This is a genomic window from Nocardia sp. FBN12, from assembly GCF_054031145.1.
This window is the reverse complement of record NZ_CM132926.1, coordinates 2,569,591-2,584,435: the sequence shown is the minus strand read 5'-3', so window position 1 is coordinate 2,584,435 and position 14,845 is coordinate 2,569,591. Positions and strand designations below refer to the sequence as shown.

General features: G+C 64.1%; 11 protein-coding genes and 1 pseudogene. 2 read left to right on the top strand and 10 right to left on the bottom strand.

Translation table 11 applies throughout. From position 1 onward, the window contains the following. Nucleotides 1–235: 235 nt before the first annotated feature. The 3 genes from ACWZHB_RS12540 to ACWZHB_RS12530 are packed head-to-tail and all read right to left on the bottom strand — an operon-like array spanning nucleotide 236 to nucleotide 3,593. Nucleotides 236–529: a hypothetical protein gene (locus ACWZHB_RS12540; protein ID WP_427908108.1), complete on the bottom strand. Its 294-nt coding sequence runs from the start codon at nucleotides 527–529 to the stop codon at nucleotides 236–238. A 58-nt stretch (nucleotides 530–587) separates the two neighbouring features. Then, nucleotides 588–1,418, bottom strand: coding sequence for an enoyl-CoA hydratase-related protein (locus tag ACWZHB_RS12535; protein WP_427908107.1), 831 nt, complete (start codon nucleotides 1,416–1,418; stop codon nucleotides 588–590). 3 nt (nucleotides 1,419–1,421) lie between these two features. Next, nucleotides 1,422–3,593 (bottom strand): acyl-CoA dehydrogenase, encoded by a 2,172-nt coding sequence (locus ACWZHB_RS12530; protein WP_427908106.1) that lies wholly within the window; start codon nucleotides 3,591–3,593, stop codon nucleotides 1,422–1,424. Nucleotides 3,594–3,875: 282 nt separating this feature from the next. On the opposite strand from ACWZHB_RS12530, the gene ACWZHB_RS12525 reads away from it, so the two are divergent. After that, complete coding sequence (locus ACWZHB_RS12525; RefSeq protein ID WP_427908105.1) at nucleotides 3,876–4,676, top strand: SDR family oxidoreductase; 801 nt, start codon at nucleotides 3,876–3,878, stop codon at nucleotides 4,674–4,676. Between the two features lie 647 nt (nucleotides 4,677–5,323). Here ACWZHB_RS12525 and ACWZHB_RS12520 read toward each other — a convergent pair. From ACWZHB_RS12520 to prpD, 4 genes and pseudogenes are all read right to left on the bottom strand, one after another. Next, a pseudogene (locus ACWZHB_RS12520) lies at nucleotides 5,324–5,470 on the bottom strand (biotin carboxylase N-terminal domain-containing protein); the annotation flags it as partial. Nucleotides 5,471–5,546: 76 nt separating this feature from the next. After that, on the bottom strand, nucleotides 5,547–6,671 hold the full coding sequence (locus ACWZHB_RS12515; RefSeq protein WP_427909147.1) for a bifunctional 2-methylcitrate synthase/citrate synthase: 1,125 nt from the start codon (nucleotides 6,669–6,671) through the stop codon (nucleotides 5,547–5,549). Further along, nucleotides 6,671–7,585 (bottom strand): methylisocitrate lyase, encoded by a 915-nt coding sequence (gene prpB, locus ACWZHB_RS12510; RefSeq protein WP_427908104.1) that lies wholly within the window; start codon nucleotides 7,583–7,585, stop codon nucleotides 6,671–6,673. Before prpB ends, ACWZHB_RS12515 begins: the two co-directional genes overlap by 1 nt. Further along, complete coding sequence (gene prpD / locus ACWZHB_RS12505; protein ID WP_427908103.1) at nucleotides 7,585–9,087, bottom strand: 2-methylcitrate dehydratase PrpD; 1,503 nt, start codon at nucleotides 9,085–9,087, stop codon at nucleotides 7,585–7,587. Before prpD ends, prpB begins: the two co-directional genes overlap by 1 nt. A gap of 155 nt (nucleotides 9,088–9,242) precedes the next feature. On the opposite strand from prpD, the gene ACWZHB_RS12500 reads away from it, so the two are divergent. Further along, nucleotides 9,243–10,673, top strand: coding sequence for a short-chain fatty acyl-CoA regulator family protein (locus ACWZHB_RS12500; RefSeq protein ID WP_427908102.1), 1,431 nt, complete (start codon nucleotides 9,243–9,245; stop codon nucleotides 10,671–10,673). A gap of 522 nt (nucleotides 10,674–11,195) precedes the next feature. Here ACWZHB_RS12500 and ACWZHB_RS12495 read toward each other — a convergent pair. The 3 genes from ACWZHB_RS12495 to ACWZHB_RS12485 form a co-directional block, all read right to left on the bottom strand. Further along, nucleotides 11,196–12,041 (bottom strand): enoyl-CoA hydratase, encoded by an 846-nt coding sequence (locus ACWZHB_RS12495; protein ID WP_427908101.1) that lies wholly within the window; start codon nucleotides 12,039–12,041, stop codon nucleotides 11,196–11,198. Continuing rightward, a complete protein-coding gene (locus ACWZHB_RS12490; protein WP_427908100.1) occupies nucleotides 12,034–13,533 on the bottom strand; it encodes an AMP-binding protein in 1,500 nt (499 codons plus the stop codon). Before ACWZHB_RS12490 ends, ACWZHB_RS12495 begins: the two co-directional genes overlap by 8 nt. Nucleotides 13,534–13,663: 130 nt before the next feature. Beyond that, the gene (locus ACWZHB_RS12485) at nucleotides 13,664–14,815 is read right to left on the bottom strand and encodes a thiolase family protein (RefSeq protein WP_427908099.1); all 1,152 of its coding nucleotides are present in this window, start codon (nucleotides 14,813–14,815) and stop codon (nucleotides 13,664–13,666) included. Between the last annotated feature and the right edge of the window lie 30 nt (nucleotides 14,816–14,845).

Genomic DNA, 14,845 nt, shown 5'->3' with positions numbered 1-14,845 from the left:
GACCTGCCGAGAAGGAGGTGGCTGTGCCCTGCAGCTGACTCGCGATCGTTGCCTTGGCGGGCGGGGTGACGAGGCCGCGGCTGTCTGTAGCCATGTGGCGATGCCTTTCGATCGAATCCTGGGGCCATCGCGTAGGCGCGGGGCGGCTGTCTGTATATCGTTCGTGCAGGCTTTCCTGGCGGGCGAGTGCTGGATGGATGTCCTGGTGCTCGTCCGCCAGGAAGACTGAGTCTTCTTAGACCCGGACGCCGTCGAACGGAATCTTGATGAACGCGGTGACCTTAGCTTTGCCGCTGATCGTGTCGCCGTCGACGGTGGCTGTGAACGCCAATGTCAACGGCATCGGCACGGTGATGCCGACCTTCCAGGTCGCGGTGTTTCCGTCGACGGCGTAGTCCCGCAATTCGGCCGTTCCTTCGTCGGAGGCCATGGTGCCCGACGGGTTGTCTCCACCGACCAGGTGCAATCGCGCGGGCCGGTTGCCCTGCTGTGCGCGAAGGGTGATATCCCAGGTTCCTTCGACTGACATTTTCTCTCCTTGGGGTTCCAGCCACGTTGTCGTGTGCTGGTTGTTCAGTGGCTCGCGGTCAGGTGAAGTCCGCGGCACGTTTTTGCAGGAACGCGGCGATTCCTTCGCCCGCTTCGTCGGTGTCAGCGGCGCGTCGCACCGCCAGGGCTTCCAGGCGCATGGCCGATTCGGCGTGTGCTGTCGCCTGGCCACGGATCAGGTGCTTGGTCTGTGCCATTGCTCGCCCCGGGCCGTTTGCCAGAGCTCCGACGATCGCATCGACGGCACCGTCGAGCTGCCCCTCCGGGACGACCTCCGCCACCAATCCATACCGGTGCGCCTGTTCGGCGGTGAGGATCGGATTGCGCAGCGCCAGATACAGGCTTCGATGCAGCCCCATGGTGGCGGGCAACAATGTGGTCCCGCCGTCGGGTGTGAGTCCGATCTTGTTGTACCCGAGGGTGAAGCGTGCCCGTTCGCTTGCGATCAGGATGTCGGCTGCGGCGGCTAATGGCATGCCCGCGCCTGCGGCTACTCCGTCGATCGCGGCAATAACGATGGCATCCGCCCGGGTGAGCTCGCTGACCAGACGATGCAGTACTTCTGCCAGCTCGTCGATGTAGTCACCGCGATCGGGAGCACGATGGAACTCGCCGATATCGCCACCGACACACCACGCCTGTTCGTCACCTTCGAGGACGAGGACTCTGGCACCGGACCGCAAGGCCCAGCGCACCGCCGCCAGCAGTTGAACGGTGCTGGCGACAGTCAGTGAGTTCCGCGCCGCGGGCCGGTTCATCCGGATACGAACACAACCCGAATACGCGGTCACGGTGAGCCCGATGAAATGCGGAGGCCCAGTCACGAGGTCCACTGCGTCGTGGGCGTCATCGTCGGCAGTGTTGGGCACCCGCTACACCCCACGCTCACGAGGCATACCGAGAGCGCGCTCGGCCAGCAGGTTGCGAAGGACCTCGGAGGTGCCCCCCGCGATGGTCGCCATGCGACATTGCAAGAACAAGGTGGTCGCATAGCGGGCTTCGTTGTCGGCGAAGGCCGCGTCCTCGGCGAGCAGCTCGAGCGCGAAATCGCCGACCTGATGAGCGTGCTCGGCTACGAGGAGTTTCGCGATACTTCCCTCGATTCCGGCGGGCTGCCCGAGCACCGCGCGGAAAGCCGAGCGTTGTGCCAGTGCTTTCGCGCCTTCGGCGGCGATGGCGATCTCACCGGCTTTACGCACCAGCTCTGGGCGGTCAGCCGCGACGGACGCGGCGCGGCGCATCAGCTCTTCCCATTCGGGTCCGTTGTTCCAGGTCGCCACACCGAGGCTGACACGCTCGAAACCCAGTGTCGCGCGGGCGACCACCCAACCGTTGTCGACGTCTCCGATCACGTTGTCATCGGGTACGAACACGTTGTCGAGGAACACCTCGTTGAATTCGGAGCTGCCGGTGATCTGGCGCAGCGGACGGATGGTCACTCCCTCTGATTTGAGGTCGATCACCATGCAGGTGATGCCTTTGTGTTTCGCGGCATCGGGATTCGTGCGCACCAGCGCCAACCCGATATCGGCGTGATGGGCATCGCTGGTCCAGACCTTCTGTCCACTGACGTTCCAGCCACCCTCGCAGCGCACAGCGTGGGTACGCAGGGCAGCCAGGTCGCTGCCGGCGCCCGGCTCGGAGAACAACTGGCACCAGCGGGTCTGGCCGAGCATCGTCGGATTCATCCAGCGCTGTTGCTGTTCGGCGGTGCCGAACGCCAGCACGGTGGGCAGAATGATCGGCAGCTCCCAGTGAGTTGCCCCGAGCGCGCTCGTCCGGTCGAGGTCGCGGGTCTCCTCCTCGATCACCAGCTGCTGAATGGGGTCGGCACCCAGACCGTAGGGTCGGGGCCAGTGCGGGTACAGGTACCCGCCATCCACGATGAGCTGATGGCGGTCGCTCTCGGGAGAGCTGAGAACTTTCTCTCGGAAGGCGGCCACCTCGGCCCGAAACGCCTCTGCCTCCGGTGGCAGCGACACTCGCGACTCCGGCCGCGCCAGCACGGTCTCTGCGCGGCCCGCCGCATAGACGATGTCATCGCTGGACCCGAGGATTGCGGCCCCGGCACCTGCCCGTCGCAGATAGAGGTGGATGTCGTGTTCCCAGGTGAAACCGATCCCGCCATGGATCTGCAGCGCCGTCTTCGCGCAGCGCAGCGCGGCCTGGCCGGCCAACCGGTAGGCGATGGCTGCGAGTACGGAGAAGTGCTCGCTGTCCGAGGAGTTCGCTGCACGCCAGGTGGCTGCGGTGCTCACCTCGGCTGCGAGCAGCATGTCGGCGCAGTGGTGTTTCACGGCCTGGAACGAACCGATGACACGACCGAATGCCTCACGCGTGGCGGCGTACTCGACAGCGATCGCCAGGCATGCCTGAGCCACACCCACTGCGTCGGCGGCAGCCAGCAGTGAGACAGTGGCCCGCAGGCGTTCGGCCGCGCCGGGGATGACGACGAGCACCTCGGACAGCGCGACATTGTGCAGGGCGAACTGGCTCGTGTCGCGGGAAGGATCGAATCCGGCCCGGATCCGCTCACTGACTCCGGCCACGGTCCGAGCGACGATCAACACGTCGTCGCCCGCGATCATGGCCAGATGCGTCGCCGACCGTCCACCTTCGACAGGCCCGAGATCGCCGCCTGTCACCGCGTCGGCAGTGGCTGTTATGGCGCGTGCCGCGATACCGATCCGTACGTCACCCTTGGTGATCCCCTCGAGCAGCAACCGGGAACTGTCGTCAGCGGGATCGAGCAGTGAGGAGACCGCGAGTGTGCCCATGAGTGGCAGCGGCGCACAGCTTCCACCGAGTGCTTCCATCAGGACGGCGGCTTCGGCCAGGGTTTGTCCGCTTCCGTCCAGCTCCTCGGGCACCAGCAGTGAGGGCCAGCCCATCGCAACGGACTGCGCCCACAGTGAATCGGTTTTCTGTTCGTTCTCGGTGCCTTCGAGCAGGAGGCGGGTCAGTCGAAGAACGTCATTCTTCTTGGCCCAGGCCCGGGCTGCCGCCGACATGCTCTCGTGGTCCGGGGTGATGGCAATCGCCATGGTGCTCCTCGCAGTGTGTTGGGAAGTGAGTGGCAGACATGCGCGGTGCGCAGGGGATGAAGCCACCTGGCGACAAAAGGACCGCGTCACGCCCAAGTCTATGTTCAGTGAACGATACTATGCTGCCCAACACATAGGCAAGGGCAGGTGAACGAGCCCTTCGGTGTCTTCCCCGGGAGACTGTGTTGATTGACATAGACTTGCCATCTTCGTACAGTTGTTCGCGTAAGGAAGCAATTTCGATGCAGCGCAGGCATTGCGCGGGGAAAGGACATCGGTCTGATGACTGAATGGGATGGCGCTACGGCCTTCATCACCGGCGGAGCGCAGGGCATCGGCCTGGGGATCGCACGGGCGTTGGCTCGCAAGGGCGTCAAGCTGGCGTTGGCCGATATCGACACCGAGGCGCTGGCGCGGGCCGAATCCGAGTTGAGTGCCACTACGGCCACTGCGGCATATGAGCTCGATGTGCGTGATCGCGACGCGTTCGCTGCGGTCGCGGACAAGGCTGAGAGCGAGCTCGGCCCGGTGACGCTGCTGTTCAACAACGCCGGCATTGCGCCGAGTGTGGCGATGGACACTGTTCGTTACGATCAGTGGGATCTCGCCATAGGGATCAACCTCAACGGTGTTTTCAACGGCATCAAGACTTTTGTGCCCCGAATGATGGAGCGAGGCCTGGCGGGCCACGTGGTCAACACGGCTTCTGGCGCCGGTCTCGTGGCGGGCCCGGGTTTTCTCTATACAACGTCGAAATTTGCCGTGGTAGGGCTGTCGGAATCACTGCGCACCGAACTTGCACCGCACAAGATCGAAGTCGCTGTACTGTGCCCAGGGCCGGTGAACACGCAGATCATCAACAATACGATCGGTCTCACCAACTCCCGCCGCGCGGCGCCGGAGGAGACGGTCGCGTTCCTCGAGTCCGGTGTCAGCATCGATTCCGTGGGAGAGATGGTGATCGCGGGAATGGAAGCCCGACAGCTGTGGATCCATACCGACGGGATGATGCGACCCTACGTCGAAATGCGGATGCAGGCATTGCTGGATTCCATTCCTGAGACGGAGTCCCCGCAGGACTGAACGGCCACGGCTCCGCACGTTTTGGTGGATGCGATCAGCGGGCTGTTCCGGCGAAATTCGCCGGAACAGCCCGCTTCTGTTTGCTGCGGGCGGCCGGGTCTGGGTGCAGACGACCGACTGTCGAAGAATCCGGCCGACGTGGTCCGGCGGCGATTCCACCCGCATCAGCAACTGACCTGCGGACACAGGTGACCCGGATAGGCAAATTCGGGTGGTGAGAGCGGCGTTGCCATTCCCTCTGCCCGGGATTCATGCGCTGCCTTCGGACTGATTGTCGGTGACCGCGAACAGTAGGTCACCGCTGTCGACCTGCTCGACCTCTTTTGATAGAGACTCCGCTGATCACGCCAGTTTTCTGCGCCCGTGCCCTGTCGGCACAATCCACCAGCACTGCCACAACTGTCCGTTGAGTAGGCGCTCGACGGTGCGATGCGTTCGTCGGGATCGGAGATGGCTTCGGGCCGCATGTGCAGCGTGACGCCCTTCTCGAGCGTGACGTTGTGTTCCTTGTCATGGCGCGGGTCGAATTAGAACTGGAGTGCCGACGGCCTCGCCCGCCGTACTTGTCACGGCGGGCGAGGAATTCGGTGGTCGAAAACGGGGAACAGTGATCTGTTGAGGGTGTCTCGGCGCTACCGCGAGGAGCCTTCCAGCCTATGAGCTCGCCTTTTGTCAGCGATGAACACGGCAACGGTGTTCGCGCCGAGTTGGTAGGCGGCACGGAACGCGCGGATGGCGATCTCACCGCGGATGGCGACCGGGACTTGGAGAACATGTCGGTCGACTTGTCGGATCGGGGCGCGAAGGCGCGCCGAAACGAGATCGGCGGCCTGCACGGTCGTGCGAGCCGCCGAAGGAGGTGTCGAGTGGTCAGTCCACGAACGCGCGTTGCGGCACGCCCACATATTCACTCAGTGGGCGGATCAACGCATTGGCCTCACCCTGCTCGATGATGTGCGCTGTCCAGCCGGTGATTCGGCTCATTACGAAGATCGGGGTGAACACCTCGATATCGAACCCGAGTAGGTAATAAGCGGGCCCGGTGGGAAAATCGAGATTGGGCCTGATGCCGGTTGCCTCGTCCATGGTGCGTTCGAGGGTCTCGTACATCTGCACCCATTTGGCGCCATCGGTCGCGGCCGCGATATCGAGAAACGCGTTCTTCATCGTCGGTACCCGAGAGTCGCCGTTCTTGTAGACCCGGTGCCCGAAGCCCATCACCTTTTCCTTGTTGGCGAGCTTGTTGCGCATCCACTGCTCGGCCAGCGAGGGATCAGCGATCTCGAGCATGTCGTGCATGACCGCCTCGTTCGCGCCACCGTGCAGCGAGCCCTTCAACGCGCCGATGGCGGCGGTGACGGCACTGTAGATATCGGACAGGGTCGAGGTGACCACCCTGGCCGCGAAAGTGGAGGCGTTGAAGCTGTGCTCGGCGTAGAGGATCAGCGAGATCTCGAACGCCTTCACCAGCTCCGGCGCGGGCACCTTCCCGAAACACATGTTCAGGAAATTTTCGGCGTAGCCGAGGTTCGAGTGCGGCTCGATCGGGTCGAGACCGTGCCGACGGCGGTGATCAGCGGCCACGATCGTGGGTAGCACCGCCAGCATCCGCATCGATTTGGCCAGGTTGGCCTTGGCGGAGTTGTCGTCCTCTTGCGGGTCCTCGGCACCGAGGTAGCTGATGGCGGTGCGTACCACGTCCATCGGGTGGCAATTCTCGGGAAGTTTGGCGATCAACGACAGCAGCGACCGATTGGCTCGGCGCGAGTCCCGCTCACGCTGGGAGAACAACGTGAGCTGGGAATTATCGGGGAGTTCACCGTGCCAGAGCAGGTAGGCGACCTCCTCGAAGCTGCAGTTCGCGGCCAAGTCCTGCACGGCGTAGCCGCGATAGGTCAACGAGTTCGTCTCCGGGACCACCTTGGAGATAGCGGTGGTGTCGACGACGACACCGGCGAGTCCCTTGTAGATGGCCGGAACGGCGAGGTCCGTCATCATTGGTCCCTTCTCAGAGCGAAATTGAAGATGTCGGAATCGAATTCGTTGTAGCGCTCGTACTGCAGCAGTTCGTAGAGGCGGCTGCGGTGCTGCATCCGGTCGAGCAGACCGGACTGGGTGCCCTGTTCGTAGATCTCGCGCAGACCGGCTTCGGCGGCGAACATCGCCAACCGCAGCGTCGAGACCGGGTAGATCACCGCGTTGTAGCCGATCTTCTCCAGCGTCGAGGCCGGGATCAGCTCGGACTTGCCGAACTCGGTCATGTTCACCAGCAGCGGGATGTCCACCGCGGCACGGAACTTCTCGAAATCTGCCGGGGTGCGCAGGGCTTCGGTGAAGATCAGATCCGCGCCCGCGTCGGCATAGGTCTTCGCCCGGTCGATCGCCGCATCGATGCCTTCGATGCCAGCGGCGTCGGTGCGGGCGCAGACGACGAAGTTAGGATCGCGCCGCGCCGCGACCGCCGCCCGCAGGCGCCGCACCATCTCCTCGACCGGGACCACGGCCTTGCCGTCGAGGTGCCCGCACCGCTTCGGGTTGACCTGGTCTTCGAAGTGGGCACCGGCGATCCCGGCGTCTTCGAGGAAGGTGACCGTGCGGGCCGCGCTCATCGGCTCGCCGAAGCCGGTGTCGGCGTCGATGAGGACCGGCAGGTCGGTGACCCGGGCGATCTGGCGGCCGCGCTCGGTGACCTCGCTCAGCGTGGTGAGGCCGATATCGGGCAGGGCCAGATCGGCGGACACCACCGCGCCCGAGACGTAGACGCCTTCGAAGCCGATCTCCTGGATCAGCTTGGCCACCAACGGATTGAACGCGCCAGGGATGCGCTGGATCCGGTCCGAAGCCAGGCCCGCCCGGAACGCGCTGCGCTTGTCGGTTACCGACGCCGACGATGCCAGCAGGCCGCTCATCAGAACAGCCCCTTCGGCAGCTTCGGCGCGCGGGCCAGGACCTCGTCGGAGACGGTGAAGTTCAGCTGGCCCAGCTCCTCTGCGATCAGCTCCGGCGTGCGCTGGGCGACATCGAGGAAACGATTCTGCTCCGCCTGGTCGATGACGCCCTCGGCCAGGGTGCGGAACTTCGCGATGTACTGCTCACGGGCGAACGGGCGAGCGCCGAGCGGGTGGGCGTCGGCGACAGCGAGCTCGTCGACGATCACTTCGCCGCTCTTCAAAGTGATTTCGGCGCGGGCGCCGAAAGCCTTCTCGTTCGGGTCGGTGGAGTGGTAGCGCCGGGTCCATTCCGGGTCCTCGGCGGTGGAGATCTTGTTCCACAGCTCGATGGTGTCGGGGCGCTGCGCGCGCTCGGGGGCGTAGGAACGCTCGTGGTGCCAGGTGCCGTCCTGCAGGGCGACCGCGAAGATGTACATGATCGAGTGATCGAGGGTCTCGCGCGAGGCCTGGGGATCGAACTTCTGCGGATCGTTCGAGCCGGTGCCGATCACGTAGTGCGTGTGGTGGCTGGTGTGCAGCACGACGGTCGCGATCTGGTCCAGATCACCGACCCGCTCGCGCAAGCGGAACGCCAGGTCGATCGGCGCCTGGCTCTGGTACTCGGCCGAGTGCTCCTTGGTGTAGGTGTCGAGGATGCCGCGCTTGGCCTCACCCGGTGCGGGCAGCGGCACCGAGTACTCCGCGTTCGGGCCACCGAGCAGCCAGGCGATGACGCCGTCTTCGCCCTCCCAGATCGGCGAGGGGGCTCCTTCACCGCGCATCGCGCGATCGACGGACTCGACGGCCATCTTCCCGGCGAAGGCCGGGGCGTAGGCCTTCCAGCTCGAGATCTCGCCCTTGCGCGATTGCCGGGTGGCGGTCGTGGTGTGCAGGGCCTGCCCGATCGCTTGGTAGATCGTCTCGGTGTCCAAGCCCAGCAGGGTGCCGATGCCTGCCGCGGCCGAGGGGCCGAGGTGGGCGACATGGTCGATCTTGTGCTCGTGCAGGCAGATCGCGCGCACCAGGTCCACCTGGATCTCGTAGCCGGTGGCCAGGCCGCGGATCAGGTCCGCGCCGCTGCGGCCGGTGTGCTGGGCGGCGGCCAGGATCGAGGGGATGTTGTCGCCCGGGTGCGAGTACTCCGCGGCCAGGAAGGTGTCGTGGAAATCGAGTTCGCGGACCGCGACGCCGTTGGCCCAGGCGGCCCATTCCGGCGAGAACCGGCCGGGCACACCGAACACGGCCGCGCCCGGCCCGTAGGCGTGGGCTAGTGCCTGCGCGCGAGCGTTGGCGACCGGCCGGCGGGTGATCGAGGCCGCGGCCACCGAGGCGTTGTCAATGATCCGGTTGACGATCATCTCCTCGGTCTCCGCGGCCACTGGCACCGCATCGGCGGCAACCTCGGCGATCCGCCACGCGAGGTGTTCTTCTCGCGGGAAGTCCTCGGCGGAGCGGTGCGTTCGGGCGAGATGGTGCTTCACAGCGGTTGGCCTCCAGGCGTCGAATATTCACCAGTACTTTCCGCACGTTACACAGATAGATGAGCAGACAAAATGGCTCACAGACGCCGAAATTTGTGGAAGCCATACTGCAAAGTTGTGAATATTGTAAAAAGTGTGAGTGCTAGATTTGAGTTATGCAGAAGATGTACGTGGGCGCAAGGCTGCGCACACTGCGCGACCAACACGGCCTGTCGCAGACCGCGATGGCGAAACTGCTCGAGCTATCGGTGAGCTATATCAACCAGCTGGAGAACGATCAGCGCCCGCTGACTGTGCCGGTACTGCTCAAGCTCAACGCCACTTTCGACTTGGACGTGAGATTCTTTGCGACTGATATCGATGCGCGGCTGCTTGCCGATCTACACGACGTGTTCGTCGAAGATCCCGACACAGCTGGCATCAGCAATGCCGAACTCGAGGACCTTATGGCGCGGGTGCCCGCCGCCGCGCACCTGCTGGTGAATCTGCACCGCAAGCTGCGCGGCGCGACACAGCAGATCGAGCAGATCTCCGCCGGCTTCGAGGGTTCGGTAGCAGGAGCAGCGGCGGTTACGCCCTATGAGGATGTGCGTGACTTCTTCTACGATCGCCGCAACCATATCCCCGAGCTCGACCTTGCCGCCGAATCCATGTTCACCGAGAACCGGCTCAGCATCGGTGGATTGGACCTGCAACTGACCCGGCTGCTGCGCGAGCGGTACGGCATCACCGTCACGATCCGCTCGGACGCACCGACGGATCCCGGCCCGAAGCGCGTCTTCGATCCCGGCGCACACCATGTCACGCTCGCGCGTAGACTCTCGGCCGGCCAGCGCGCTTTCCAGCTCGCCACCCAGCTGGCCTTCCTGACCTATAGCCACACCATCGAAGCCATCACCGCCACGGTGACCATGCCCGCCGAATCCCGTGACCTGTTACGGGTCGGCCTGGCCAACTATTTCGCCGGAGCGCTGATCCTGCCCTACACCCGGTTCCGCAATGCGGCCGAAGAGCTGCGCTACGACATCGAACTGTTGTCGTCGATGTTCGAAGTCGGTTTCGAGACTGTCTGTCACCGGTTATCCACGATGCAGCGAGTCGGTCAGCGTGGTGTGCCGTTCTTCTTCGTACGCACTGACCGGGCGGGCAACATCTCGAAACGTCAGTCCGCTACCGCTTTCCACTTCTCCCGGGCCGGCGGCAGTTGCCCGCTGTGGGTGGTCCACGACGCGTTCACCACACCAGGACGTATCCGCACACAGATCGCGCAGATGCCCGATGGTCGTAAGTATCTGTGGCTGGCCCGCACCACCGACGAGAGCACACCGGGGTTTCTGTCCGCCAAAAGGGATTTCGCGATCGGCCTCGGGTGCGATATCGCCTACGCCGAAAAGCTGGTGTATTCGCATGGACTGCCTTTGCGCGATGATGCCACCGCGGTCCCGATCGGTGCCGGGTGCAAGGTGTGCGAACGTCCCGAGTGCGCACAGCGGGCGTTCCCGCAGATCGGCCGCGCTATCCGCGTCGACGGCAACCGTGCTGCCAACATCCCGTACACACCCGCCGACCTTCCCCCCGCCGAGTGAAGTTTATCGCCCGCATCTACGACAAATGTCCGTGGCCACCGCTCAGACAGCAGTGGTCACGGACATTGCCCGTCCATATACGTGTAGCTAGGACGCGATCCGTGGGGGAGCGGAGCCTTCCCTCGCAGTACCTCAGATTTGTCAGCACTCACCGGCTACCTTGGCGAAGTTAATTGGCAGGTATCGCGACCACGGCCCATCGGACGTTCGGGCGGATCGCTGCGCAGCACCAACCGATTCCGGATGTCGGATCGGCATAGGAACCGACCAGTGACCTCAACTCGGCCGCACTGCCCCCACCGCGCGAGCCACGGTCGGGATCCCAGTACAGGTAACCAGGGCTCTACTGCTCGGTTTCACCGCGCAGACGACAGCGGCGCTGTTGAGCGCGGCCCGACGCGATCGGCATAAACCTCGGCGGGGTGGGGCTGCGCCTGAGACAGCCCCACCCGGCCGCCGCACCTGAGTGCGGGCAGACCTGCCGGGCCACCGACCGCGACACCGACAGGCAGTCTTTGGGTATCAGCCCTTGGAGAGCTGGCGGATGACCTCGATTCCCGAGGGGTCGACGGGGAATCCGTCGAAGACGACACGGGCGTTGGCGTGGCCGAGCTGGTGCAGGCCGAACGCGGCCTGCATCGCAGTGTATTGGCCCTGCGCTTCCAGCCCTTGATTGACCGATAGTTTGGCGAGTTTCAATCCCATTGCAGGCCGGGCTGCGATCTCCACGGCGATGGCGAGCGTGAAACTCTCGAGTTCGTCTCGGGCGACAACGTGATTGACCATGCCGAGCTTTTCGCACTCGGCTGCCGTGAGCGCATGGCCGCGAAACAGCATCTCCTTGGCCTTGCGCGGTCCCACTTCCCAAAGGTGGGTGTGGTATTCGTGGCCGTTGACGCCGAATGCGACTGTCGGGTCGGAGAATGTGGCGTCGGCAGAAGCGATGATCATGTCGCACGGCCATACCAGCATCAGTCCGCCGGCGATCACTTTGCCCTGAACCTGGGCGATAGTGGGCTTGGGCATGTTGCGCCAGCGCCAGCACATCCCCAAGTACATCTCCTCCTCATTGACCATGGGGCCGTGCTGGCCGGGCTGGCGGAATCCTCCGGTCATGGTTCGGGTCTCGAGCTCATCAGCGCATGCGACGCTGGTCAGGTCGTGGCCGGCGGAAAAGTGCGGACCGTCGGCAGCCAGGACGAGAACCTGCACGTCGTCGTCGAGGGCAGCCTTTTGGAAGGCTGTATCGAGCTCATGCAGCATCTGATAGTCCTGCGCGTTTCGCCGCTCCGCGCGTGCGAGGGTGATCCGTGCGACCCCCGGCGCCGGGATATCGTAGCGAATCCGCTCGAACTCGTTGTCAGGCATCGGCTTTCATCCTCTCAATGGCTTCTTCACGCATCTTGCTGCGCCTGACCTTGCCCGCGTCGTCGCGCAGCGGGCTGTCAATGAACTCCACCGAACGCGGAATCTTGTACCGGACGAGTTTGTCGGCCAGGAACTCGATCAGCTCCTCGGGCGTGGTGCCCACTTCGGCCTGCACCAGCGCGTGCACCCGTTGCCCGAGATCCTCGTCGGGCAGGCCTACCACCACCGTCGAGAGGATCTTCGGATGAGCGTCAAGGGCGTTTTCCACTTCTGCGGGATAGACGTTCGCGCCGCCGCTGACGATCATGTCCACCCGACGATCACTGATGTAGATGTAGCCGTCGGAATCCTTCCATCCCAGGTCTCCCAGCGACTCCCAGCCGTCGACGTCTTTGGACTCGGCACCGATGTAGCGGTAGGTCGGTGGCTGGCCTTCGGGCCGACGCATGAAGATCTCGCCGACGGTCTCCGGTGGAACTTCGGTGCCATCGGCGTCGAGAATTTTCATCTCGCCGATGACCGGCCGCCCGACCGAGCCCCGATGTTCGAGCCATTCGGTGCCAGTGATGATGGCAACCGCCTGCAGCTCCGTACCGCCGTAGAGTTCCAGGACCTTCTCCGGACCCACCCGGTCCAGCCACGCCTGCTTCAACCACTCGGGGCACTTGGAGGCCATGTGCCACAGAATCCTGATCGAGGACAGATCGTATTCGGCCCCGGACTCGAGCACCCGGTGCATCCGATGCAACATCGTAGGTACCAGCAGCATCCAGCTGACCCGGTGCTCTTCCACGAGCTGGAGCAGTCGTTCGGCATCGAAGCGCTTCATCACCACAACATGCTGTCCTAGCAGCAAGCCTCCGATCGAGCTCGTCACGGCGGAGTTGTGGTATAGCGGCGTGGCGACCAGCTGCACGTCCTGGGATCCGTATTGGAAGACCATTGCGTTGAGCGCGGGTGAGACCTCGGCTGTCGTGCCGGCGACAATGATCTTCGGACGACCGGTACTTCCCCCCGACGTCGGTGCTTTCCATGCCGGTGACACCACCTCGGGCAATGGCTCCTCGCTCAGCGAGTCATCGGGCTCGAAGTCGGCTGCGAGACAGGCGCGGCCAGGGTGATCGTCCGGATCGGCTCCGACGATGAGCTTTGCGTCGGCGAGGTCGACAATCGCTTGCCGTTCGGAAACCGGTAGCCGGTAGGAGATCGGCATCGGCACCGCGCCGACCTTCAGCACGGCCAGAAACGACACGTAGTAGTCGACGCCATTGGGCAGCGCGATCGCTACGTACTCGCCGAATCCCACCCCGAGTTCGGTGTATGCCCGCGCCATGCGATTGGACCGACGCTCCAGCTGGCTTCGGCTGATCGAGTCATCCTCGCAAGTTACCGCCACGAAGTCGGGCGCTTCCTCGGCCAGCCGACGCAAGATCCGTACGTACGGCTCGACAGGACTGTTTGCCAATACCTGCCCCAGATCGGCAGCGTCCATCTGATGACCTCCTTTGGTCTCGTTCGACACAGAGAATGCAAGAATGATAACTCTATGTCACCTAGCATAGGCTTTAAAAGGTGTGTTTGGTGTTTCGGTTGGGTCGGTGGTGCCTTGTTTGGGTGGCTGGTCAGGCGGATTCGAGCAGTGTGCCCGTTCCGATTCCTCCCGCGCAGCACATGACCGACAGCGCGGTGCCTCGGGTCGTGCGTAGTTGGTGGGCCAGGTCCACCAGTTGCCGGATACCCGAGGCGCCGAACGGGTGGCCCATTCCGATGGCGCCGCCGTTGACGTTGAGTCGCTCGATGTCGACGTTGTAGACGCTCTGCCACGCGCAGACCACCGCGGCGAAGGCTTCGTGTACTTCGACGAGGTCGATGTCGTCGATCGAGATCCGGTGCGTATCGAGCAGGCGATGGGTGGCCACGATCGGTCCTTCCAGCATCAGGTCAGGGTCCACGCCGACCGAGACCACTCGACGAATCCAGGCGATCGGTTCGAGTCCGTACTGCTCGACAGCTCGCTCGGAGGCCAGCAGTAGCGCTGCGGACCCGTCGGAGAACTGGCTGGCCGACCCGGCGGTGATGATCCCGTTCTTGTCGAAGGCGGGTGTGAGCGCGGCCATCTTCTCGTCGGTGGAGTCGGCGCGGATTCCTTCGTCGCGTTCGAGCAACGAGGTGCCGTCGATCTCGATTTCGACCGATTGGGGTTTGAGGCGCCCGGTGTTCCATGCTTGATCCGCTCGTAGGTGGCTGCGTAGCCCGACTGCGTCGGACTGCGCACGGGTCACGCCGTAGTGTTTGGCCACAGCTTCACCGGCGGTGCTCTGGTGTGGCATTTTGTATCGTGTGAGAAGCGATTGCGGGTATGGGTGACCGCCGTGGCTGCTCAGATCGGGTTTTACCCGGCCCAGTGATTCGACTCCGGCGGCCATGACGAGGTCGGCTTGTCCCGCCATGATCAGAGCCGCGCCCAGGTTGGCTGCCTGTTGGGAGGATCCGCATTGTGTGTCGATGGTGCTGGCGGGCACGGTGTAGGGCAGTCCGGCTGCCAGCCAGCCGTTGCGGCCGATGTTCATCGATTGGTCGCCGGCTTGGTAGACGCAGCCCACCAGGGCTTGGTCGATGCGTCCGGGGTCGTCGAGTCCTGATCTGAGGGCGGCGGCGTTGAGCGAGGCGCCGAGCAGATCCGCGGGGTGGATATTTGCGTATGCTTTGCCTGCACGGCCGATCGGGGTGCGGGCGCCGCTGACGATAGCTACGCGTGTAGTGCTGCCGGTCATGGGAAGAGTCTCCTCGGGTGCTGGGAACGA

Excerpts from the sequence above, each read along its gene's own strand:
- ACWZHB_RS12515 (WP_427909147.1), bottom strand. The coding sequence starts at position 6,671 with ATGACGGACCTCGCCGTTCCGGCCATCTACAAGGGACTCGCCGGTGTC.
- ACWZHB_RS12525 (WP_427908105.1), top strand. The coding sequence starts at position 3,876 with ATGACTGAATGGGATGGCGCTACGGCCTTCATCACCGGCGGAGCGCAG.
- ACWZHB_RS12490 (WP_427908100.1), bottom strand. The coding sequence starts at position 13,533 with ATGGACGCTGCCGATCTGGGGCAGGTATTGGCAAACAGTCCTGTCGAG.
- ACWZHB_RS12485 (WP_427908099.1), bottom strand. The coding sequence starts at position 14,815 with ATGACCGGCAGCACTACACGCGTAGCTATCGTCAGCGGCGCCCGCACC.
- prpB (WP_427908104.1), bottom strand. The coding sequence starts at position 7,585 with ATGAGCGGCCTGCTGGCATCGTCGGCGTCGGTAACCGACAAGCGCAGC.
- ACWZHB_RS12530 (WP_427908106.1), bottom strand. The coding sequence starts at position 3,593 with ATGGCGATTGCCATCACCCCGGACCACGAGAGCATGTCGGCGGCAGCC.
- ACWZHB_RS12540 (WP_427908108.1), bottom strand. The coding sequence starts at position 529 with ATGTCAGTCGAAGGAACCTGGGATATCACCCTTCGCGCACAGCAGGGC.
- ACWZHB_RS12495 (WP_427908101.1), bottom strand. The coding sequence starts at position 12,041 with ATGCCTGACAACGAGTTCGAGCGGATTCGCTACGATATCCCGGCGCCG.
- ACWZHB_RS12500 (WP_427908102.1), top strand. The coding sequence starts at position 9,243 with ATGCAGAAGATGTACGTGGGCGCAAGGCTGCGCACACTGCGCGACCAA.